This is a genomic window from Bacteroidota bacterium (genome assembly GCA_016183775.1).
Classification (GTDB): Bacteria; Bacteroidota; Bacteroidia; order JABDFU01; family JABDFU01; genus JABDFU01.
Window position 1 is genome coordinate 25,333 of the sequence record JACPDY010000013.1, and the last position, 20,775, is coordinate 46,107.

The following is a 20,775-nucleotide window of genomic DNA, read 5'->3' on the forward strand; positions in this document are numbered from 1 at the left end:
AGATTATAAAAATCACTTCTTTCTCTTCAACACTTCCGCAAGGGAGCGGTCCTCTATTTTACTGTCGATCCAGGAAAGAATATCAAATATCTTAAGAAAATTCTGTTCTAAGGGATCTTTTATTATTTCAGCTAATCTAGCCTTAAGCGTTAAAAAGGCGCGCTTCTCTTCTTCCCTGCTGTTTATTTTATAAATATCCTTTTTCATGAAGGCAAGCAAAAGTTTTTCCGTTTTATATAAATGGTCCCTCGTTTTAAAAAACCGGTATATGTTTTTTACAAGTGATTGCATGAAATTCAATTCTTCTGATTCATAATATACAAAAAGCAACAAGACCCTTGCGGCGCTAACAAATTCTTTTGCCTCCGAATCTCTCACCTCATTAATAATTTTCAGGGCCCATTTCTTTGATCCCGCAAAATCACTCCCGCAAAAATACGCGAAAGCCATATAAAAACAGATCACAGATCGTCGCTTGTTATTTATTATATCTCCGAAACGGGCAAATACACTTTCAACTTCCTTTTCAAGCAGAATTATTTTTGAGTATTGAAAAGTTGCAAGATGTAAAAATATTGTATTGGTATAAACATAATCGTTCTTTATCCCATCCAGTGTTTTCTCAACGGCCTTTACCTGTTTAAGCTTTTCGATGGCTTGCAGGGCTTCTTTATAATTCTTCACATAAAAACATGCAAGAATATAATTAGCAAGTGTTTTTATATAATTTTCCGTGTAATACAAACCCCTTTCAGTCAATTGTTCAGTCACATTCAGCTTTTCCCTGCTCCATTTATAGCTGTTCTTATAATCATTTAATGAAGCCAATAAAATACTCTTCGTCGAATATATCAGTCCCTTTACTTTTAATGAAAGGTCACCGGGGATTATATTCAGCAAGGGATGTTTGACATACTTTTTCAATTCTTTCAGATGTGCATTATCTCTTAGCCTGGATTGAGAAAAGTGAGAGATAAATATCTTATCGTTTAATTGCTGATATGTCTCGAGATCAGCTATATTTTTAAGAGTGGTTTTTTTTTCGTTAAAATTATCACGGTAATTTTTTTCCAAAACAGCCGTGTCGGGAGTAATATTTACGATCAGTTTCCGCTCAAAATCCAGTATAATTAATAGCTCGGGGAATAATTCCAATTTAACAGCCAGCATTTTTGCCTCTTTTATTAATGCATTCGACTGCCTGTATAACGCCTTATCATACAACATATCCGCTTTTACGAGCAGATCGGAAATGATTTTAACCGGCCCATTATTTAAAAAACTGATCTGTTCAAGTATTTTATCATGTAGGTATTTTTTTTGCGCGGATAATCGCTGGATATTAAGTCCTTTAAATCGCTTCAAAATAAGTGCATCGTCATTTTGCTTTTGATTATCAATAAAGTCAAATAACTGCATATAAACAGGCACAGTACCATCAACAGATTTCAGGTGTACTTTAAAATATATCTTTTCCCTCTTTGACAAGGATTTTATCAACTTGTACAATTCGTCGGATGATGTTTTTGCCATACCTTTAACCAATGTTATACCGAATATAATTGTTTTTTTCCGATTACCTTTCCGTACTCACCTGAATATTGGGAAATATTGGGTTGACTTTCTGTTTTAAATAGATGAACTTTAGAGAAAAATGCATTCGATGAAATATGCCCGCCTGATTACATTAGCCCTTTTACTGTTATGCCACACTGTTTTTTCAGGTATCAATGGCTTCGTTACAAACCCATTTGAACATAATGTATTTATTGAAAACAAGGGGCAGTTTGACAAAATTGACAAAAGGACCTGCTCCCGTATTCTTTTTGGCGGAATTGATCACGGGGTACAGATCTATTTCACAGCTAAAGGCTTAACTTATCATTTTGATAAAACTGAATTTCCTGAAGAAAAGGAGAACGAAAGAAAAGAAAATGAAGCAGAACGGGAAATGGAAAGAGTAAAAAACAAGAAAATATATAGCTATACCCTCGATATGGAATGGGAAGGTGCAGATCCAGAGGTGAAGTTAATTTCTGAAAATATCGCCACCGAATATTATTGCTATGGTGATGACAGATCATCCTTTAAAGCCTCAGCCTACAAAAAACTTATTTATAAAAACGTATATCCAGGGATAGATGTTGAATACATATTTCATGAACAGGGAGGCTTGAAATATACACTCACCCTTCAACCGGGAGCCGACATTTCAAAAATTAAAATGAAATATAAAAATGCAAAAAGCATTACACCCGACAGGTTGGGAAATATTATTATTAAAAGTGATTTTGGAAATTTTACCGATCATACCCCTTTTAGCTTTTATGAATCGGACAGATCTGTTGTGAACTCCTCATTTAATGTTAATGGTGATGAAGTAGGCTTTACACTTAATGGCAACTATGACCGTTCGAAAACATTAATAATTGACCCCTGGCTGACAAATCCGAATTTTTCAATCTTTAATTCGGCTTATGAAGTGGAATATGATCTTTCAGGAAACGTATATGTATACGGCGGATCGCTAAAATCTCCGCAATTAATAAAATTCAATAGCGGCGGAGTCATTCAGTGGGTCTATTCACTTTTCAGTGAAAACTATCACGGCGATATTGCTACAGATGAAGTTAGCGGCACAACGTATTATTCAGATGGATTTGGCGGAAATGGCAGCACAACAGGAGCCCGAATGTTTAAAATAAATACAGCAGGTAATTTAACAGGTTCCTTTGCAGGCTTCGGAGCCACTATGCTTGAGATCATCAGGCTTGATTACAACAGATGTATCAATAAATTGATCATTGGAGGAGGTGGTACAGCTCAAACCAATCAATCCGCGATTCTCGATACAAATTTTAACGTGATAATATCTCCAAAAAATGCAGTTGCTTCCTGTTGCCCGTTTAATGATATAAATCTCTTAGCACAAGATGATTATGATCCAAACTATTTTTATTTCATTCCCGGGATCCCGACATCAGGGAGCACAGCACAAGCTAACAAACTTTTCAAAGCTCCTGTTTCAACGATCATCCCCTCCACCTTTTCTGTCCCAACAGGATATGGCTTTGTTGAAACAGGGAATGCCAACTATTTTGGTACGCACAATTCAGTAATGGGTACAACAAGCAATACAAGAGGATTTGCGTTTAATGGTATTGCAATTAGTCCGAATTTTGTTTATACCTATGATGGTTCCATACTGAAAAAATGGAATAAAACGACAGGTGCATTTATTGCACAGGTGAATACAGGCGGAACCATATACAGTGCAGGGGGACTTGCTGCCGATGATTGCGATAATGTTTACGCAGGTGTTGGGAATTATCTTACCAATGCAGGATCAATAAAAGAATACAACTCGGCTCTTTCTCAAATAAATACGTTCTCGGTTCCAAATACCCCCGTCGATCTAAAGTTGGCTCCTAATAATACGCTCTACGCATGCGGTATTGGTTTTGTTAAATCATTCTCCACAATAGTCTCTTGTCCTAAGCCTCCGTTAACTTTAACAGTTAACACCATTCCCGTTTCATGCGGAGCCGGCACTAACAACGGAACGGCAACTGCAACAGTGACCGGCGGGAGTGGCTCCTATTCATATCTGTGGAGCAATGGACAGACTACTCAAACGGCCACAGGATTGGCTGCAGGCACGTATACTGTGTTTGTATCCGACAATAGTATTCCTGGCAGTTGTTTGGGAAGCGGAAAAGGAGCAGTTGTTACATCTACAGTTACGATCACCACAACAACCGGCCTTGCCGTTTCAAGCACCTCTGCATCTCCGATCTGTAACGGAGCAAACAACGGGGTCGCTACTATATCTGTTACAGGAGGAACATCACCTTATACTTATTCATGGTCCCCTTCAGGGAAAACAGGCGCTTCGGCTACGGGCTTAAATGCGGGCGCATATACTGTATCGGTTACCGATGCAAGCGGGTGCACCATAAAAACCATTCTTACAATTACTCAATCTGCCCCCTTCACTATTTCGGCCACCGGAAAAACTACATCATGCGGGGCAAACAATGGTACAGCTACTGTCGCAACAACTGGTACCGGCATGTATACATACTCCTGGAACCCAATCGGAGGTGTGGGTTCACAAGCCCAGAGTTTGATAAACACACCTCCCGGAATATACACAGTAATAGTAACAGAACTTAATACAGGTTGTGTTAAAACAGACACTGCCATTATTGCCGCATCAGTAAACACTGTTACAGCTACATTCACACAATCTCCAACAGGTACAATTTGTGCGGGCACAATGGTCAACTTCACAAATACCGGTTCTACAGGCACTAATATATTTCATTACTGGTCCGTTAATACCCCTTCTATTAAAAACGGGAATACTATTGCCTTTTCATATACCTTCTTAACAGCAGGAACATACACCATTACTCAAAGAAATACTGACGGTACCTGTTGGGCTGTGGTAACAAGCACGGTTACTGTAGTAAATTGCTCCGGCACCATTGTAACCGCAACAGGAAGTTCGGTTTGTTCCGGTTCATGTGCATCCGTAACATCCTCCGCAAGTAATGGTACTGGCCCATATACCTACTTATGGAACACGGGTGCCACTACTCAAAATATCAATCCGTGTCCTGCCTCGACAACAACATACACAGTAACCATATCCGACAATACAGGAGCCACAGCTACTTCTACCGCAATAGCAACAATAAACCCCACAGTAACTGCCACAACCACTCCAACCAACATTACCTGCGATGGTGGAACGAACGGTTCCGTTTTAGCAACAGGAAGCAACGGAACTTTACCATATACCTATAGTTGGAGTAACGGGTTTTCAGGTTCCTCGGTTTCAGGTTTATCCTCAGGTATATATTCAGTAAGCATTACTGACAGCAAAGGCTGCACAGCAACTTCCGTTGCGACAATATTATCTCCCCCTGCACTCCTTGGTCAATTTTCAAAAGGCACAGCCAATTGTACAGCATGCGGCTGCAAACAATGGCTATTGGTATCAGCGACAGGAGGTACAAGTCCGTATTCCTATACCTGGCCGGATGGATATGTCAAAAGATACAAGAATCAACTTTGCCCGGGAGCATATAACATACAGATTACAGATAAAAATGGTTGTAACATATATGTATTAGTAAATGCACCATGATAGCTGTTACACAAATCAACCCTCTTTCCATTGTGGAAATCGGTCTGCCTGAATATAGCCGTTTCGGCGAAGGCAAGGGAGTAAGCCATAAAAATGGCTGAAGTATAAATATGAACCTTTAGGGCTCCATAGATTTCATTCTGACTGAACGAATTTTAGTTCCTTTTTCTTCCTCATTTTGTTAGATTTGTCATTATTAAATAGCTAATTCATTATAATGAACCTGTCTTTTTCAGAATTATCAAAAGGAATATATTCCCGACTTGTTTTAGCTGTATTAAGTTTCATTTTTTCTTTGCTCACACTTTGCTCTCAAACAATGCCAAAACAAAAATGGCATACGGACTTTGGACGGGCTACAGCTTTTGTGGAAAATAAAGGCCAATTTATTCCAGGCAAAAACAAGGGAAACAATAAAATTCAATATGAACTTAATAATTACGGAACCCGGGTATTTTTTGAGCCTTCAGGTTTAACATATCTTATTACAATGCCGGATTCTAAACAAAAGGCCTCCGACATAAAAAGGAAAATGAGGAACGTGAGCGAAGATGAAGACCACATAAAAAACATGGTGAGTGTTACGGAAGAAATAACAATGACTTGGATAAATGCGAATCCGGATGTTAAAATAGTTGCCGAGAACAAAGTAGCCGGATCTTATAATTATTTTATTCCCGAAACAAATTCTACTATTATAAGCAATGGCTTTAAAAAAATCATTTATAAAAATTTATATCCGGGAATTGATGTTGAGTATTCAATACATGAGAAAAATGGGATCAAGTATTCTCTGATCCTTCACCCGGGCGCAGATATTAATGCTGTTAAAATTCAATTTACCGGACAAAAGAACATTCGGATTGAAGAAAATGGCACAATTCGCATTACTGCTATCGCAGGAGATATTGTTGATAGTGCGCCAATAACATTTTACAATGATGACCAAACCATTATTCCCTCTTCCTTCAACCTGGATGGAAATATTATAAACTTTAAAACAGCTGAATATGACAGATCCCGGACAATTACAATTGATCCCTGGACGACTACTCCAATTTTACCCGGCTCAAATAAAGCTTATGATGTTGAAAGAGATAACGCAGGAAATATATATGTATATGGCGGTAATGCTCCATATACGCTATTAAAGTATAACTCATCGGGTACTTTAATCTGGTCATTTACGAGCGCCAACAATAATTTTTTTTATGGAGACCTGGTTGTTGAACCTGGGGGTAACGCAACAATTACCGACATGATCAACATTCAAAAAGTAAGTCCGGGAGGCGTTAGCGTTTGGACAAATACCACCGGAAACGGAAATCTGGTATGGGAATACTGGACGATAACATATAATAACATCCACAGCAAACTTAAAATATTTGGCGGCTCCGGAACATGTAAGGGAATGGACGTAAACCTATTGAACGGAGCGATAAATTCAACTACATCGCATGCCCAAAACGAAATTCGCTCAACCGCATCCGCTGCCAACGGCAATTATTATTGTTTAACACATGGAACAAAAGACTTTTTTTCCGGGACATATACAGCAGGCAAATTAATCGCTCTTGATCCTAATCTTGCAATTATTTATTCAGTTTCAAGCAGCTATAAACTAACCTACGATAAATTAGGGTATGCTCCGCTTGGATATGGTGCGATAAATGGAATTGCGGTAAATAAGTGTGCCATTTATACCTCTGATGGAGCCACCCTTTTTAAACGCGATATTGGAACCGGTTCTCCTTTGGACTCGGTAGTTATTCCCAATGGGAGAAGTGAATTTAATTCAGGCATCGCAGTCGATAGCTGTGGCAATGTATTTGTTGGAAGTGGTAAAAAAGTTCATAAGTACGACCGCAATCTTAATCTGATAACGAGCGCCGCTGTTTCGGATACAGTTTACGGATTATGTATTGGTAAAAATTCTGAAATAATAGCATGTGGGAAAGGGTTTTTAAGCTCTATTGATATGCAGGCAGCTTGTTTGATAACAGCACGGGAAGACACTGTTCTCTGTTCGGGAGGGAGTGTCGTGTTAAATGTGACAGGAGGAAGCAATTATTCCTGGCAGCCATCCGCAGGTCTGAGCTGCACAAATTGCACAGCGCCTGTGGCTACCCCGACAGTTACAACTAAATATATTGTGACAATGAATGCATTATGTGGTAGCCTAAGCGATACCGTACTGGTTACTGTTAACTCTTGTGGAGTGCTTTCAGCAAACATATCACAAATAAATGTTCCTTGCGGCGGAGACAATAACGGAAGCGCTACCGTCGTTGTTACAAATGGAACCCCATCCTATACCTATTCCTGGAGCACAGGAGCCAGCACAACTACAAACGCCCCTTCAAATACATTGAATAACCTTACTGCAGGGACATATACCGTAACAATCAAGGATGCATCCGGCACATCAACAACGGCAACTTTTACACTTTCTCCCCTTCCGGCGATAAACAGTCCCATAATTACAATTACCAATTCCTCCTGTGGAAATTCAAATGGGAATGCAGTCGTTACAGCGTCTGGTGGGTCAGGCTTGCTAACTTACAACTGGAGTAATGGTACAGTCGGCCAAACAGCTTCAGGGCTCTCAGCCGGTTCATACAGCGTAACAGTTACAGATGAAAATGGTTGTACTAACACCGCATCTGCAGATGTTCTTTCACCCCCACCCCTTTCGGTACAGTATGCCAAAGGTAGTTCCAACTGCACAGGCTGCAGTTGCAAAGAATGGATCATGATAAACGCAATCGGGGGCACAAGCCCATACTCCTACCTATGGCCTGATGGATATGTGAACAGGTACAAGAGCCAACTTTGCCCGGGTAATTACACCATAAATATTAAAGACAAAAACGGCTGCAGCATAAATGTGAACCTAACTGCGCCATGATGCAAATCACTTGTTAAACAAAATGTGTATATCAAGGATACTGTCGGCTAAAGCGACTGTGTTGTCAAGGGTAGTAACAGAGGGAGAGTAAGTATACAGTTTCACATCCTTTGCCTGAGCCACAATTAACTGATTATTCACAACATCATACCTCATCCTGTAAGCTTTTACACCACTCACCAACGTTGTTAAACTGTTTTGCGAATATTGGTAGCGATATATAATGCCATCATCATGTCCAATGAGATAATTGTCAGCATCGATCTGCACGGCCGACCATATTTTACCTGTGTTCAAAGCATGTGGGGAAAAAAAACTATTGTTTGCAATGTCATACACTTCCATCGTACCCTGTCCGCTGTTATTACTGAAAACGAATACCTCGTTAGAATTTTTCATCAAATAATCCACCACATCTCTGTACATATAGATCTCCTGTATCCCAAGTCCTGTAGCTGAAAGATAAGTCACCAGTTTTTTTGTCGGGCCGGATTTGTCCTTCACTTCCACCAAAACATGGCTCCCATTCTCAACAACCTTTATTGGGTAAAATCCTGCGGGTACGGGCAGTGTCTCGTAGGTCGATATCCCATAATGATCGTACGCCTTTACAAAACCTGAATAATACGAAACATAATTCCGGTCACCTTTGTTGTATAAAGAAGTGAAACATGGATCTCCGGAGATCACAGGATCCACTAACCATTTAACAGTATTACTTTCCAGGTCAATGCCTTTTATTGCTCCGGTATAATTTCCACTCACATATAAACACCTGTAATACGAACTTATTCCTGAGCCGGCATAATCACTTGTATAACTCAATTTATTCAACGCATTAAACGAAGAATCGATCTTAACTATATTTAAAAGAGAGGAAGATCGGGTGATGGCATAAATGCCGGTTCTGAATGTGGGTGCCTCGTGAATAAATATCTTCAGGTATCCAACTCCAGAATTCACTCCATCCGTTGCTTCAATACGCAGGTAATAATAACCCGTTGGTAAATGTATATCATACAGCTCGTACTTACGGTCGAGTGCCAGCTTCTTGCCGCTTGCGGTGAATGTTACAGGAACCTGCATTATGGCCTGCTGTTCATTTAACAGCTTAATATTTACGGAGGTTAACTGCTTATCATCACTGATATCGGCTTTAATTGTGAATATATCATACACGCTGAATATCTGATTTTCATAAGGCGATAAAATTTTTACAACTGGCGGAACAATGTCGCTATCCTTCTTACATTGGATAAGTAACATCATTAAAATGAAACCGGGAATAATGTTAATAAGTCCTTTCCGCATCTATTAAATTTACAATTAAAAATCCATAACTTAAGAAATCGGATTTGATTCGAGAATTGAACCCATTTTTATTTTTTGCTAAGTTTCGGCTTGTTCAAATCATGTTGACCTAATGTTAATAACCGCATGAATGAATAAACTACATTTGGCTTCCTTGAAAAAGGTTCAAGGTTCAAGGTTCAAGGTTCAAGGTTCAAAGTTGAAGGTTGAAAGAAAAAGAAAAATATAGACATATTTAAAATAATAGAATTAAAATGGCCGAAGTAGATGTAAAAGACAGTTCACGCAGAAGAACCACTAAACCGGGATTAATCAGTCAGCAGTTGAATGAGATCGGGAAAATGCCTCCCCAGGCTGTTGAATTGGAAGAAGCGGTATTGGGTGCCCTGATGCTTGAGAAAGACGCTGTTACCAATGTGATCGATATTTTAAGACCTAAAAGTTTTTACAAGGAATCGCATGAGCGCATATTCGGCGCAATACACCGGCTGTTCGAAAAGTCTGAACCCGTTGATATTTTAACTGTAACCCAGGAACTGAAAAAAACAGGGGAGCTTGATCTTGCCGGCGGCGCATATTATATCACACAGCTCACCAACCGTGTCGCATCGGCTGCTAACGTTGAGTTTCATGCGCGTATCATTGTACAAAAATACATTCAACGCGAGTTAATCCGCATCTCCACCGAAACTATCCGCGACGCGTATGAAGAGACGTCGGATGTATTCGACCTGCTCGACAAAGCCGAAGGAAATCTTTACTCTGTCGTTGAAGGCAGTATCCGTAAGAATTACGACAAAATGAGTTCATTGATCGGTTTGGCCATTTCACAAATCGAAACAGCTCGTAACGCGAAAACAGGTGTTACCGGCGTCGAAAGCGGCTTTACAGAACTTGACCGGGCAACATCCGGTTGGCAAAAATCCGATCTGATCATTATAGCGGCCCGGCCTGCCATGGGTAAAACCGCTCTTGTACTTTCACTCGCACGCAATGCGGCAGTTGATTTTACAAGACCGATAGCGGTATTCTCACTTGAGATGTCCTCTGTACAATTGGTGAATCGTTTAATAGCCAGCGAAGCGGAAATATCGGCCGAAAAATTAAAAAAGGGACAATTGGAAGATCATGAATTCCAACAGTTGAATTCCAAAATACATAAGCTGGCGGAAGCTCCTTTGTTTATCGACGACACCCCTGCCCTGTCTGTGTTTGAGTTACGCGCAAAAGCACGACGACTCAAGCAGCAGCACAACATAAGCATGATCATTGTCGATTACCTTCAGCTTATGCATGCCGGCGGCGATAACAAAAGCTTTAACCGTGAACAAGAGATCAGCACCATTTCTCGTTCGCTTAAAAGCCTTGCTAAAGAATTAGAGATACCTGTAATCGCGCTTTCTCAATTAAGTCGTGCTGTTGAAACACGCGGCGGAGATAAAAAACCGCAGCTCTCCGACTTACGTGAATCAGGCGCTATTGAGCAGGATGCAGACATGGTAATTTTCATCCACCGTCCGGAATATTATGGTTTAACAGAAGATGCGGCTGGCAACCCTACGAATGGCGTGGCCGAAATTATTATTGCCAAACACCGTAACGGACCAACTACAAGCGTCAATCTTAAATTCATTGATCGCCTGGCCAAGTTTACTGATATGGAATCAAACAACTTTAACTACAATGCATCTGCGGGAATTGAACCTTCCGCGGATTTTGACAACTCACCTCCTCAAAATACTATTACACGCGGATCGAAGATGAATGATATTGAGGAGGAACCGTTCTAAAAATGATCTCACACCTTCGCACGTTCTCGACAAGCTCGAACTGACAAGCGCGCGATAGTCAGTTCGGGCTTGTCGAGAACAGGGGAGCGCATCAAACTAACATGCAAACAACCAACAACACCATATTAATCACCGGAGGTTCCGCGGGGATCGGGTTGGGATTTGCGGAAGAATTTTTGAAGCTCAGAAATAAAATTATCATTTGCGGGCGCAGAGAAGACAGGCTTAACAAAGTAAAAGAGAAACACCCCGAAATTATTACCCGTAAATGTGATGTGTCTGTTGCACAACAGCGGGAGGAACTCTATTCCTGGATCAAAGAAAACCATTCTGATATAAATGTGTTAATAAACAATGCAGGAGTTCAGTTAAACACAGAAATTGCAGTGCCGCTGGATATGCAAAAGGTGAGCTTGGAGATCGACACAAATTTAATTGCACCGCTGCACTTAAGCTCATTATTTATTGAACTTTTAAAAACAAAAAACGAGTCCGCTATAATAAACATTACCTCCGGCTTAGCCTTTGCTCCTCTCGCTTCCATACCCGTGTATTGTGCTACAAAAGCCTCATTACATTCTTTATCATTAACATTACGTCACCAGCTTAAAAAGACATCCATAAAAGTATTTGAAATTGCTCCTCCCGGCGTTGATACCGAACTTGGCCACGACAGAATATCTGATAAAACCCAAACACACAGTGGCATTACCGTTGCTGAGTTTTTAAAAGAAGCCATGCCTGCTATTGCTGGTGATATTTATGAATTTGCTGTGGGAAAAGCGAAAGGGTTGCGGATTAAGAGAGAGGATGTGTTTGATATAATGAATAAGTAGAATGCGAGCAATATGTACATCGTGCCGAAATTGAGGTGCTGCGTAATACTGATATAACATTGTTAGGCACAATTTGTTAAAAATAAATCAACGGTAGACAAATCCCGAAGAACAAGAACAGCCACACAAACTATGATCTGACAGTATTCATGCCATAGCATTCCTGTTGAAAAGTATAATAACCTTACCCTAAAAATACATAAAACACACTCCTGTCAAGGCTTTCAGAATATAGCCAATTGTTCAAAACCCCTACGTTTTTATTCCCAAAAATACCCCCTCAAATCGTATATTTATCCTCCTTAAAAAATGACTAAAGAAGAAGCTAAAAATATAATCCAAAAACTTGTTGAACGGTTCCGCGAACATCGGGAGGAATACCATTTGCCCGATTATAACGAAACAAAAACAAGGCGCGACTTCATTGATCCGTTTTTCAAGGCTTTAGGATGGGATATTGACAACGAACAAGGATTTGCCGAAGCATACCGAGAAGTAATACACGAAGACAAAACAAGAGTTCACGGTAAACTGAAAGCTCCCGATTATGGTTTCCGTATGAACGGGAGTGATAAACGCCTTTTCTTTGTTGAAGCGAAAAAACCATCCGTTCCGTTAAAGGTTAATAAAGAATCAGCCTATCAGATCAGGCGGTACGGACGCAGTGCCTACACCCCCGTTTCAATACTAACAAATTTTGAAGAGTTTATCGTTTACGATTGCACTAAACGACCAAACTATAATGATAGTGCAAGCAACGCACGATTAAAACTCATTAATTTTGAGCAGTACGCTTCCGAGTTTGATTTTATTTACGACACATTTTCTCGTGAAGCCGTTGCCAAAGGCCGCTTCGATAAATTTGTTCAAAGCGATACACATAAAAAGGGAACACAAACGCTTGACAAAGATTTTGTTGCCAGCCTTGATGAATGGCGCATCTATTTAGCGAAGAGCATTGTTTCAAGCAACAAAAAAATTAACGAAGAAGAACTTAATTACGCTGTTCAACAAACAATTGATCGTTTAATATTCCTTCGCTTTTGCGAAGATCGTGCAGTTGAACAATACGGTCAATTGCAAAAAGCAGTGCAAATAAAAGGAAATGCGTATAATCACCTGATCGACCTGTTCAAACAAGCGGATGATAAATACAATTCCGGACTCTTTGATTTCAAGAAAGACACCATAACGCCCGGACTTAAAATTCCTGATAAAGTATTTGAATATATTATCTCCGAACTTTACTATCCAAAATGCGAATATGAATTTTCTGTAATGCCGGTTGAAATCCTTGGTAATGCTTACGAGCAATTCCTTGGTAAAGTAATACGCATTACACCAGGGCACAGTGCACGGATTGAGCAAAAGCCCGAAGTACGCAAAGCAGGTGGCGTATTTTATACCCCGCAATACATTGTTGAATATATTGTAAAAAATACAGTTGGTAAATTAATTGAAGGTAAAACTCCCAAAGAAATTGAAAAAATAAAAATTGTTGATCCTGCCTGCGGCAGCGGTTCGTTTTTATTGGGAGCTTTTCATTATCTTTTAAACTATCATGCAAATTGGTACATACAAAAAGGATACTTAGATAAAAAAGGGAACAACAATCCACTTTCACCAAGTGGGGTTCTTACCACTATTGAGAAAAAGAAAATACTACTCAATAATATTTTCGGTGTAGATATTGATGCCAATGCAGTAGAAGTAACTAAGCTTAGTTTATTACTTAAATGTATGGATGGTGAAACAGCTGCTTCTGTTAAACAGCAGTTAAGCGTTTTTCACGAACGCGTATTACCCGATTTGGATAATAATATTAAATGCGGAAATAGTTTAGTAGATTTTGATGATGAGTTAAATTTTGGTGAAGAGAAAAAACTTAAACCATTTAATTGGAAACAAGCATTTCCGGACGTATTCAAAAAAAGACCATCTGCTATTGATGCAACTAAACAAGAACTAAAAGAGCATTATAACAAAGTAAAAGACCAAGCTACTGCCTCAAATGATTTATTAGACAAGCTATCCGGAAAAGTTGAGGAACCAATCGTAGAATATGGTGATGCAGGAGGTTTTGATGTTGTTATTGGCAACCCACCTTACGTAAGACAAGAGCTGCTCGCTGATTATAAAGAATATTTTGAAAAACATTATCGGGTTTTTCACGGAGCAGGTGATCTGTATACCTATTTTATTGAGAAAGGGAAATCTCTGTTAAGAGAAGATGGATACTTCGGAGTAATTGTTGCCAACAAATGGATGCGGGCAAACTATGGAGAACCATTAAGAAAATGGTTAAAGCAGATTGATATTACAGAAATTACGGATTTTGGCGACTTACCTGTTTTTCAGGGAGCCATCGCTTATCCTTGTATTTTAATATACAGAAACTCTTTCCCCAGCAAACATTTTAAGGTTGCGAATATTAAAACACTTCAGTTTTCAACTCTTGAAAAAATTGTTAACGAATCTCAAACTCTTGTACACCAAGACGGTCTTGATGATACAGGTTGGAATCTTTCTTCTGAAAACGAACAAAATCTAGCTTTTGTTATTGATTATGAAACAAGAAAAAAACTCATCCAGGAAGATAAAAAATGTGTCGAAATAATTAAGCCTTTTTTAGCTGGAAGAGATATTAAAAGATATCAATTGCCTCAAAGCGACAAATTTTTAATTATTACAATTCGAGGGATGAATATAGCCAATTATCCATCCATAAAAAATCATTTACATCGGTTTAAAAAGAAATTGGAGGCAAGAGCTGGGAAACAAGCTTGGTATGAATTACAAGCAAGCCCAGACAATCTTATCAAGTTTGAATCACCAAAGATAATGTATCCGGATATTGCACTTAGAGCACAGGCAATTTATGATAAAAAGGGATTTTTTTCAGTAAATACCGTTTATAATATTGGTATTGATGACAAATATTTGTTAGCTATCATTAACTCAAATTTATTCCAGTATTATTTTTCAAGTATTACCAATAGTATTCAAGGAGGATATTTGAGGTTTTTCAGTCAATATGTTGAAACCGTACCAGTTCCAATTGTTTCAGAAAAAACAAAAACTGAAATTATAAAGTATGTGGATGCGCTATTAGCATCAAATGAGGAGCTAAAGGTATCAAAACTCCAAAGCAATGTTGAGCAACTAAAACAGCACATTGCTCACAGCGAAGAAAAAATAAACCAATTGGTTTACGAATTATATAATTTAACGAAAGAAGAAATTAAAATAATAGAAGAAAAATAAAAATGGCTATTCACTTAGAAAAATTTGAATTACATAAAGAAGCAATGCATGAAACATTGATTGCAGTAGATGAGTTAATAAATTATTCAAAAACTGCGCACACTACCGGATGGAATAATGACGATGAGGGTTGCCTTGGTTATCCTGCAGCTATTTTACTTTTTTCTTTTGTTAATGCCTTTGGGAATCTATTCTATGGAGAAGTAATTGACGGAGTTAAGGTTGATTGCGACAAAAAAACATTCGGAATTATTAAATTAAAATATTTTAATAATTCCGATATAGATTCTAAAGTACTTGAAGCTTTTTATGAAAGCTATCGCAGCAAATTAGTTCATAATTTAACTCTTCCAGCTGGGTATTATTTAAAGATTGGCAAAGACAATTCTGAATGGTATTCTTTAGCGAATAGTGATAAGGGTGAACCAATAATTAATACACTTTTTTTATTTCCATTTTTGACGTGTTGCAAAAATGCTTTTTTGAAATTGCAAACTGAGCACAAGGAAAAATTTACCCAATCAATTAAAATAATCGATATATCTTACAAAGATAACTCCTCCATACTATCTAACGATAATATTTCTATGGATAGTTCAGGAACAACCCATTATCAAAATCCATTGAAGTTTAAGAGATGACCCCCACAGAGTATAAAATACAACTTGCTACAGAAAACTTTGATAAGTGGGTAAAACTTTATGCTTCAGAATCAGCTGCAAAACTAAAAAAACGTTTACGCATCAACCATCAGCAATACTTACTTGCAGAAAAAGCAGGTAACGATAAAGCAGGAGAATTACTAAATATTATGGAACGCATAATAATTGAAGCCCGCACATATAAAGCAGAAAATAATATTCCAGACACATTATCCGAAATTGAATTAGCTATTGCCGATGTTGAAACTGTAACTGTTAAATCAGATGGGAGGCAGGAAATTTACACCGAAGGAACCAAATCAACCAAGCAATTGCGTGTTAAAAAGCAAACCCCTGCTGACGATGACAGCCAGATGTCGTTATTTTAAATAATGACCTTACTTCTTCCCATAAAACGGAATCTTCACCACCTGCGCCTTAATAGCCTTATCACGTATTTTGATGAAAATTTCAGAACCCGCCTTTGAAAAAGCAGTAGCCACATAGCCAAGTCCAATACCTTTTTGTAATGACGGAGCCTGTGTGCCCGATGTAACTTTACCAATTATGTTTCCGCTTACATCAGCTATTTCGTAATCGTGGCGGGGAATGCCGCGATCGATCATTTCAAAGCCAACTAATTTTTTTGTCACGCCTTTTTCTTTTTGTTCTTGCAAAGCTTTTGAATTGGTGAACTCTTTGGTGAACTTGGTAATCCAACCCAAACCCGCTTCAAGTGGAGATGTTGTATCGTCAATGTCATTTCCATATAAACAGAAACCCATTTCCAAACGTAAAGTATCACGTGCACCTAAACCAATTGGTTTTATTCCAAATTCTTTTCCGGCTTCAAAAATGGCATCCCACATTTTTACCGCATCTTTATTTTCAAAATACAACTCAAAACCTCCTGCACCTGTATAGCCTGTGTTGGAAATAACAACATTGTCCACTCCATTGAATGTGCCTTTTACAAAACTGTAATAAGGGATTTCGCTCAGCTTAACACTGGTTAGCTTTTGCAATGTCGCAACCGCTTTAGGACCTTGAACTGCAAGCAATGATGTTTTATCAGAAATATTATGCATTTCAACATTTTTAGTGTTGAACTTTTGAATCCAGTTCCAATCCTTTTCAATGTTCGATGCGTTCACAACAAGCATATATGTTTTCGCGTCAATACGATACACTAACAGGTCATCAACAATACCACCCTTATCATTTGGCAGACAGGAATATTGAGCCTTTCCATCTGTCAATACTGAAGCATCGTTGGATGTAACACGCTGTATCAGGTCAAGCGCGTTATCGCCTTTGAGGATAAACTCGCCCATGTGAGATACATCGAACACTCCAACCGCATTACGCACAACAGCATGCTCTTCATTTAAACCTGTGTAGGATACAGGCATATTGTAACCGGCAAAAGGAACCATTTTAGCTCCTAATGAAATATGTTTTTGCTCTAAGGCTGTCGATTTTAATTCTGTTGCTGTTGCTTCCATGACTTAGTGATTTAGGATTGTTGGATTAAAGGTGGTTCGACTTCGCTCACCACAAGATTAGGATTTTTTTATGGAGTACAAATATAAACTATTCGGAATTAAAAAGAAGAAATGTACTATCTTTATCTATACAGTTTAATGCGAATAAATCCTGCGGTTATGAAAGCAATAAATATATGCCACCAAAACACAAAAACACTAAATCCCACAAAAAAATTTAGTGCTATTTGGTGCTTTAGTGCCTTAGTGGCTAAAAAACTGCATTTATCAACCTATGACAAACCGTTTAAACATACTATTTGAACGGAATACTCCACGGTGGATCATTTTCGCAATCGACCTGGGAATATGCCTTTTTTCCCTTGTTCTGGCTTATTTATTGCGTTTCAATTTCTCCATTCCTCCTATTGAGATACAGGCATTTAAAATAGTTTTCCCGGTTGTACTGGCAACGCGCGCGTTAAGCTTTGTTATATCAAGGACTTACAAAGGCATTGTAAAATACACAGGGTCAAAAGACGCCCAGCGGATCTTTATAGTAGTTACTGTCGGAAGTTTATTTTTCGTGTTATTTAATTTAGTGAACTACAGGTTTGTAAACCATACATTCCCTATCCCCTTCTCCATTATCATTATCGATTACATGGCCACCACATTTCTGATGATCAGTCTGCGCGTGATGTTCAAGGCCCTTTACTTCGAAATTAAAAATCCAAGCCGCGGAAAAAGTCATGTCGTTATTTTTGGCGCCGGCGAATCGGGAATTATTACTAAACGCACACTCGACCGCGATGCCGGAACGAAATACAAAGTGGTGGCCTTTATTGATGATGATAAAAAGAAACAAGATCGCAAACTGGAAGGTATTACCATTCACCCAGCCGATAAACTCGAAACTTTTCTACAGGGAGGGAATATAGCGCATGTCATTATCTCGATGCAGGACATCCCCCCATCGCGCAAGCAGGAGATCATTGAACTGTGCTTAAAGTACAATACCAAAGTTTTGAATGTACCTCCTGTACACAACTGGATCAATGGCGAACTTAGTTTTAAACAAATACGTAAAGTAAAAATTGAAGAGCTACTTGAACGCGACCCGATCAAACTGAATGAGGATAATATCAGGCAGCAAATTCACAATAAAGTGGTGTTGGTTACAGGTGCAGCCGGTTCAATTGGCAGTGAAATTGTAAGGCAGGTAATACGATATGAACCCAAATTATTGATCCTGCTCGACCAGGCCGAAACCCCGCTTTACGAGATCGACCTGGAAATACTTGAAAAATTAAAACCCGGTCAATTCGAGATCGTCATCGGTGATATACGCGTTAAAGAGCGTATGGACAAGCTATTCAGCACATTTAAACCACAGCTCATTTTTCATGCCGCCGCGTATAAACATGTACCCATGATGGAAAACAATCCATCGGAATCAATACTTACAAATGTTTTAGGTACCAAAATCATTGCCGACCTCGCCAATACATACAAAGCTGAAACATTTGTATTGGTATCAACCGACAAAGCCGTAAACCCCACGAGTATCATGGGCGCGTCAAAACGGATCGGGGAAATTTATGTACAGTCGTTGAACAAAAAGTCGACCACAAAATACATTACCACCCGCTTCGGAAATGTATTAGGTTCAAGCGGATCCGTGATACCCCGTTTCCGTCAGCAAATTGAAAACGGAGGCCCGGTAACTATTACACATCCCGACATTACCCGTTATTTCATGACCATACCTGAAGCCTGTCAGCTGGTCCTTGAAGCCGGTGCTATGGGAAAAGGGGGCGAGATATTTATTTTCGACATGGGTAAATCAGTTAAGATCGTGGATCTCGCAAAAAAAATGATACAACTGTCAGGCATGACACTTGACAAAGACATTTACATTAAATACACAGGCCTTCGCCCCGGTGAAAAGCTTTACGAAGAATTGTTGAACAACAGTGAGAACATAGTACCAACGCATCATGCGCAAATACTTATCGCCAAAGTGCGGGAATATGATTACGAAATTATTTCCGGCGAAATTGATTCGCTGATATCATTATTTGATAAGCAGGACAACTTCGCAATTGTTGGAAAGATGAAACATATAGTGCCGGAGTATAAGAGTAATAATTCCGTATTCGAGAAGTTGGATACACCATCAACGAATAACGAATAAAAAACGTGATGAAAAAACACAGTCGATTTTCAAAGTCACATATCGACCAGGTATTGGAATATCTGAAAACAAAGAATTACAAACTTGCATTGCTAATTAACTTTACAAATCAGGGTGTTGTTCATAAAAGAATCATTAATCTTCCGGCAAAACAATAAATTAACCTGAAGTTATTCCCCTGACTTATTCGCACATTCGTTTTTTATTCGTTATTCGTTGATATTATGAAACACCACAGAACCCAAATACAACTCCGCTTCAAAGACCTCGATAAACTTGGCCATGTAAACAACGCAAATTACCTAACTTACTTTGAACTGGCCCGTGTAAATTTTTTCAAAGCCGTGATGGGCACTAAAACCATTGACTGGAGTACAGAAGGAATTATTATGGCAAAAGTTGAACTAACTTTTAAGCAGCCTATCCTGCTCGAAGATGAAGTTTTTGTTTATGTATGGGTGTCACGCTTTGGCACTAAAAGTTTTGACATGAATTGCTCAATTGTGAAGTCGGAAAACGGGCAGGAAACAGAAGTAGCCACTGGCATGACGGTTTTGGTTTGCATAAACTACAAAACAAACCAGACAATTGAAATCCCCCCTTTGTGGAAGCAGAAAATGGAAGCATTTCAGGCCGGGTAACCGAATAGCATTTTCACTATATTTGATCAAATTTTAATTCAATGAAACTATCATATTCGTTTATTCTTTCCACAATTATAGCTTTTGTGGCAACTCTTTTCCTTTATAATGTATCCACGCATACACAGATAAAATTAATGCCTGCCGGAGAACCCATGAGCATCGGATCGTCCGATGACACAGATGCCCGTTATAACTATGAATTAATGCGCCTGCGCGATCCGGCTACCGGCCGTATACCTGATCATATACGCGAACTTGAACTGGCTTTTGCACGAACCCTTCCCAATGACGCGATGCTTGCTTCCGGAAATCTTAAAACAGCAGGGGTGAACTGGAATCCCCGCGGCCCCTATAATGTTGGAGGGCGTACACGTGCCTTAGCCATTGATGTGACCGATGAAAATATTATCCTGGCCGGCACAAATTCCGGCGGCCTTTGGCGATCAACAAACGGCGGTGCAACATGGACTCAAACCACGGATATCAGTAAACTTCAAAATGTATCCTGCATCGCGCAGGACACACGCCCCGGAAAAACAAATACC

14 protein-coding genes are annotated in these 20,775 nt (G+C 39.1%); 11 read left to right on the forward strand and 3 right to left on the reverse strand.

Features of this window, described 5'->3' with window-relative positions:
• Window positions 1-12: 12 nt before the first annotated feature.
• Window positions 13-1,533, reverse strand: a complete 1,521-nt coding sequence (locus HYU69_01690) for a hypothetical protein (GenBank protein MBI2269049.1) — start codon at window positions 1,531-1,533, stop codon at window positions 13-15.
• Window positions 1,534-1,654: 121 nt separating this feature from the next.
• Here HYU69_01690 and HYU69_01695 point away from each other — a divergent pair, with 121 nt between their 5' ends.
• Window positions 1,655-5,155: a SprB repeat-containing protein gene (locus HYU69_01695; protein MBI2269050.1), complete on the forward strand. Its 3,501-nt coding sequence runs from the start codon at window positions 1,655-1,657 to the stop codon at window positions 5,153-5,155.
• Window positions 5,156-5,474: 319 nt separating this feature from the next.
• Complete coding sequence (locus HYU69_01700; protein ID MBI2269051.1) at window positions 5,475-8,063, forward strand: hypothetical protein; 2,589 nt, start codon at window positions 5,475-5,477, stop codon at window positions 8,061-8,063.
• 6 nt (window positions 8,064-8,069) lie between these two features.
• Here HYU69_01700 and HYU69_01705 read toward each other — a convergent pair whose 3' ends face one another.
• A complete protein-coding gene (locus tag HYU69_01705) occupies window positions 8,070-9,374 on the reverse strand; it encodes a hypothetical protein (GenBank protein ID MBI2269052.1) in 1,305 nt (434 codons plus the stop codon).
• 254 nt (window positions 9,375-9,628) lie between these two features.
• Here HYU69_01705 and dnaB point away from each other — a divergent pair, with 254 nt between their 5' ends.
• The 5 genes from dnaB to HYU69_01730 all read left to right on the forward strand — a co-directional run bounded on the left by dnaB (window position 9,629) and on the right by HYU69_01730 (window position 16,294).
• On the forward strand, window positions 9,629-11,164 hold the full coding sequence (gene dnaB / locus HYU69_01710) for a replicative DNA helicase (protein MBI2269053.1): 1,536 nt from the start codon (window positions 9,629-9,631) through the stop codon (window positions 11,162-11,164).
• 101 nt (window positions 11,165-11,265) lie between these two features.
• Window positions 11,266-12,000 carry an SDR family NAD(P)-dependent oxidoreductase gene (locus HYU69_01715; protein ID MBI2269054.1) on the forward strand — a complete coding sequence of 245 codons (735 nt, stop codon included), beginning with the start codon at window positions 11,266-11,268 and terminating at the stop codon, window positions 11,998-12,000.
• A gap of 309 nt (window positions 12,001-12,309) precedes the next feature.
• Complete coding sequence (locus HYU69_01720) at window positions 12,310-15,264, forward strand: Eco57I restriction-modification methylase domain-containing protein (protein MBI2269055.1); 2,955 nt, start codon at window positions 12,310-12,312, stop codon at window positions 15,262-15,264.
• A gap of 2 nt (window positions 15,265-15,266) precedes the next feature.
• Entirely contained in the window at window positions 15,267-15,905 is a 639-nt protein-coding gene (locus tag HYU69_01725; protein MBI2269056.1) for a hypothetical protein, read from the forward strand.
• Window positions 15,902-16,294 carry a hypothetical protein gene (locus HYU69_01730; protein MBI2269057.1) on the forward strand — a complete coding sequence of 131 codons (393 nt, stop codon included), beginning with the start codon at window positions 15,902-15,904 and terminating at the stop codon, window positions 16,292-16,294. The genes HYU69_01725 and HYU69_01730 overlap by 4 nt, the downstream gene beginning before the upstream one ends.
• A 9-nt stretch (window positions 16,295-16,303) precedes the next feature.
• Here HYU69_01730 and gcvT read toward each other — a convergent pair whose 3' ends face one another.
• Window positions 16,304-17,410 carry a glycine cleavage system aminomethyltransferase GcvT gene (gene gcvT / locus HYU69_01735; GenBank protein MBI2269058.1) on the reverse strand — a complete coding sequence of 369 codons (1,107 nt, stop codon included), beginning with the start codon at window positions 17,408-17,410 and terminating at the stop codon, window positions 16,304-16,306.
• 274 nt (window positions 17,411-17,684) lie between these two features.
• Here gcvT and HYU69_01740 point away from each other — a divergent pair, with 274 nt between their 5' ends.
• From HYU69_01740 to HYU69_01755, 4 genes are all read left to right on the forward strand, one after another.
• On the forward strand, window positions 17,685-19,586 hold the full coding sequence (locus HYU69_01740) for a polysaccharide biosynthesis protein (GenBank protein ID MBI2269059.1): 1,902 nt from the start codon (window positions 17,685-17,687) through the stop codon (window positions 19,584-19,586).
• 8 nt (window positions 19,587-19,594) lie between these two features.
• The gene (locus tag HYU69_01745; GenBank protein ID MBI2269060.1) at window positions 19,595-19,744 is read left to right on the forward strand and encodes a hypothetical protein; all 150 of its coding nucleotides are present in this window, start codon (window positions 19,595-19,597) and stop codon (window positions 19,742-19,744) included.
• A gap of 66 nt (window positions 19,745-19,810) precedes the next feature.
• Entirely contained in the window at window positions 19,811-20,227 is a 417-nt protein-coding gene (locus tag HYU69_01750; protein MBI2269061.1) for an acyl-CoA thioesterase, read from the forward strand.
• Between the two features lie 41 nt (window positions 20,228-20,268).
• Window positions 20,269-20,775 (forward strand): hypothetical protein (locus HYU69_01755; GenBank protein ID MBI2269062.1); only part of this gene is annotated, 507 nt, incomplete at its 3' end.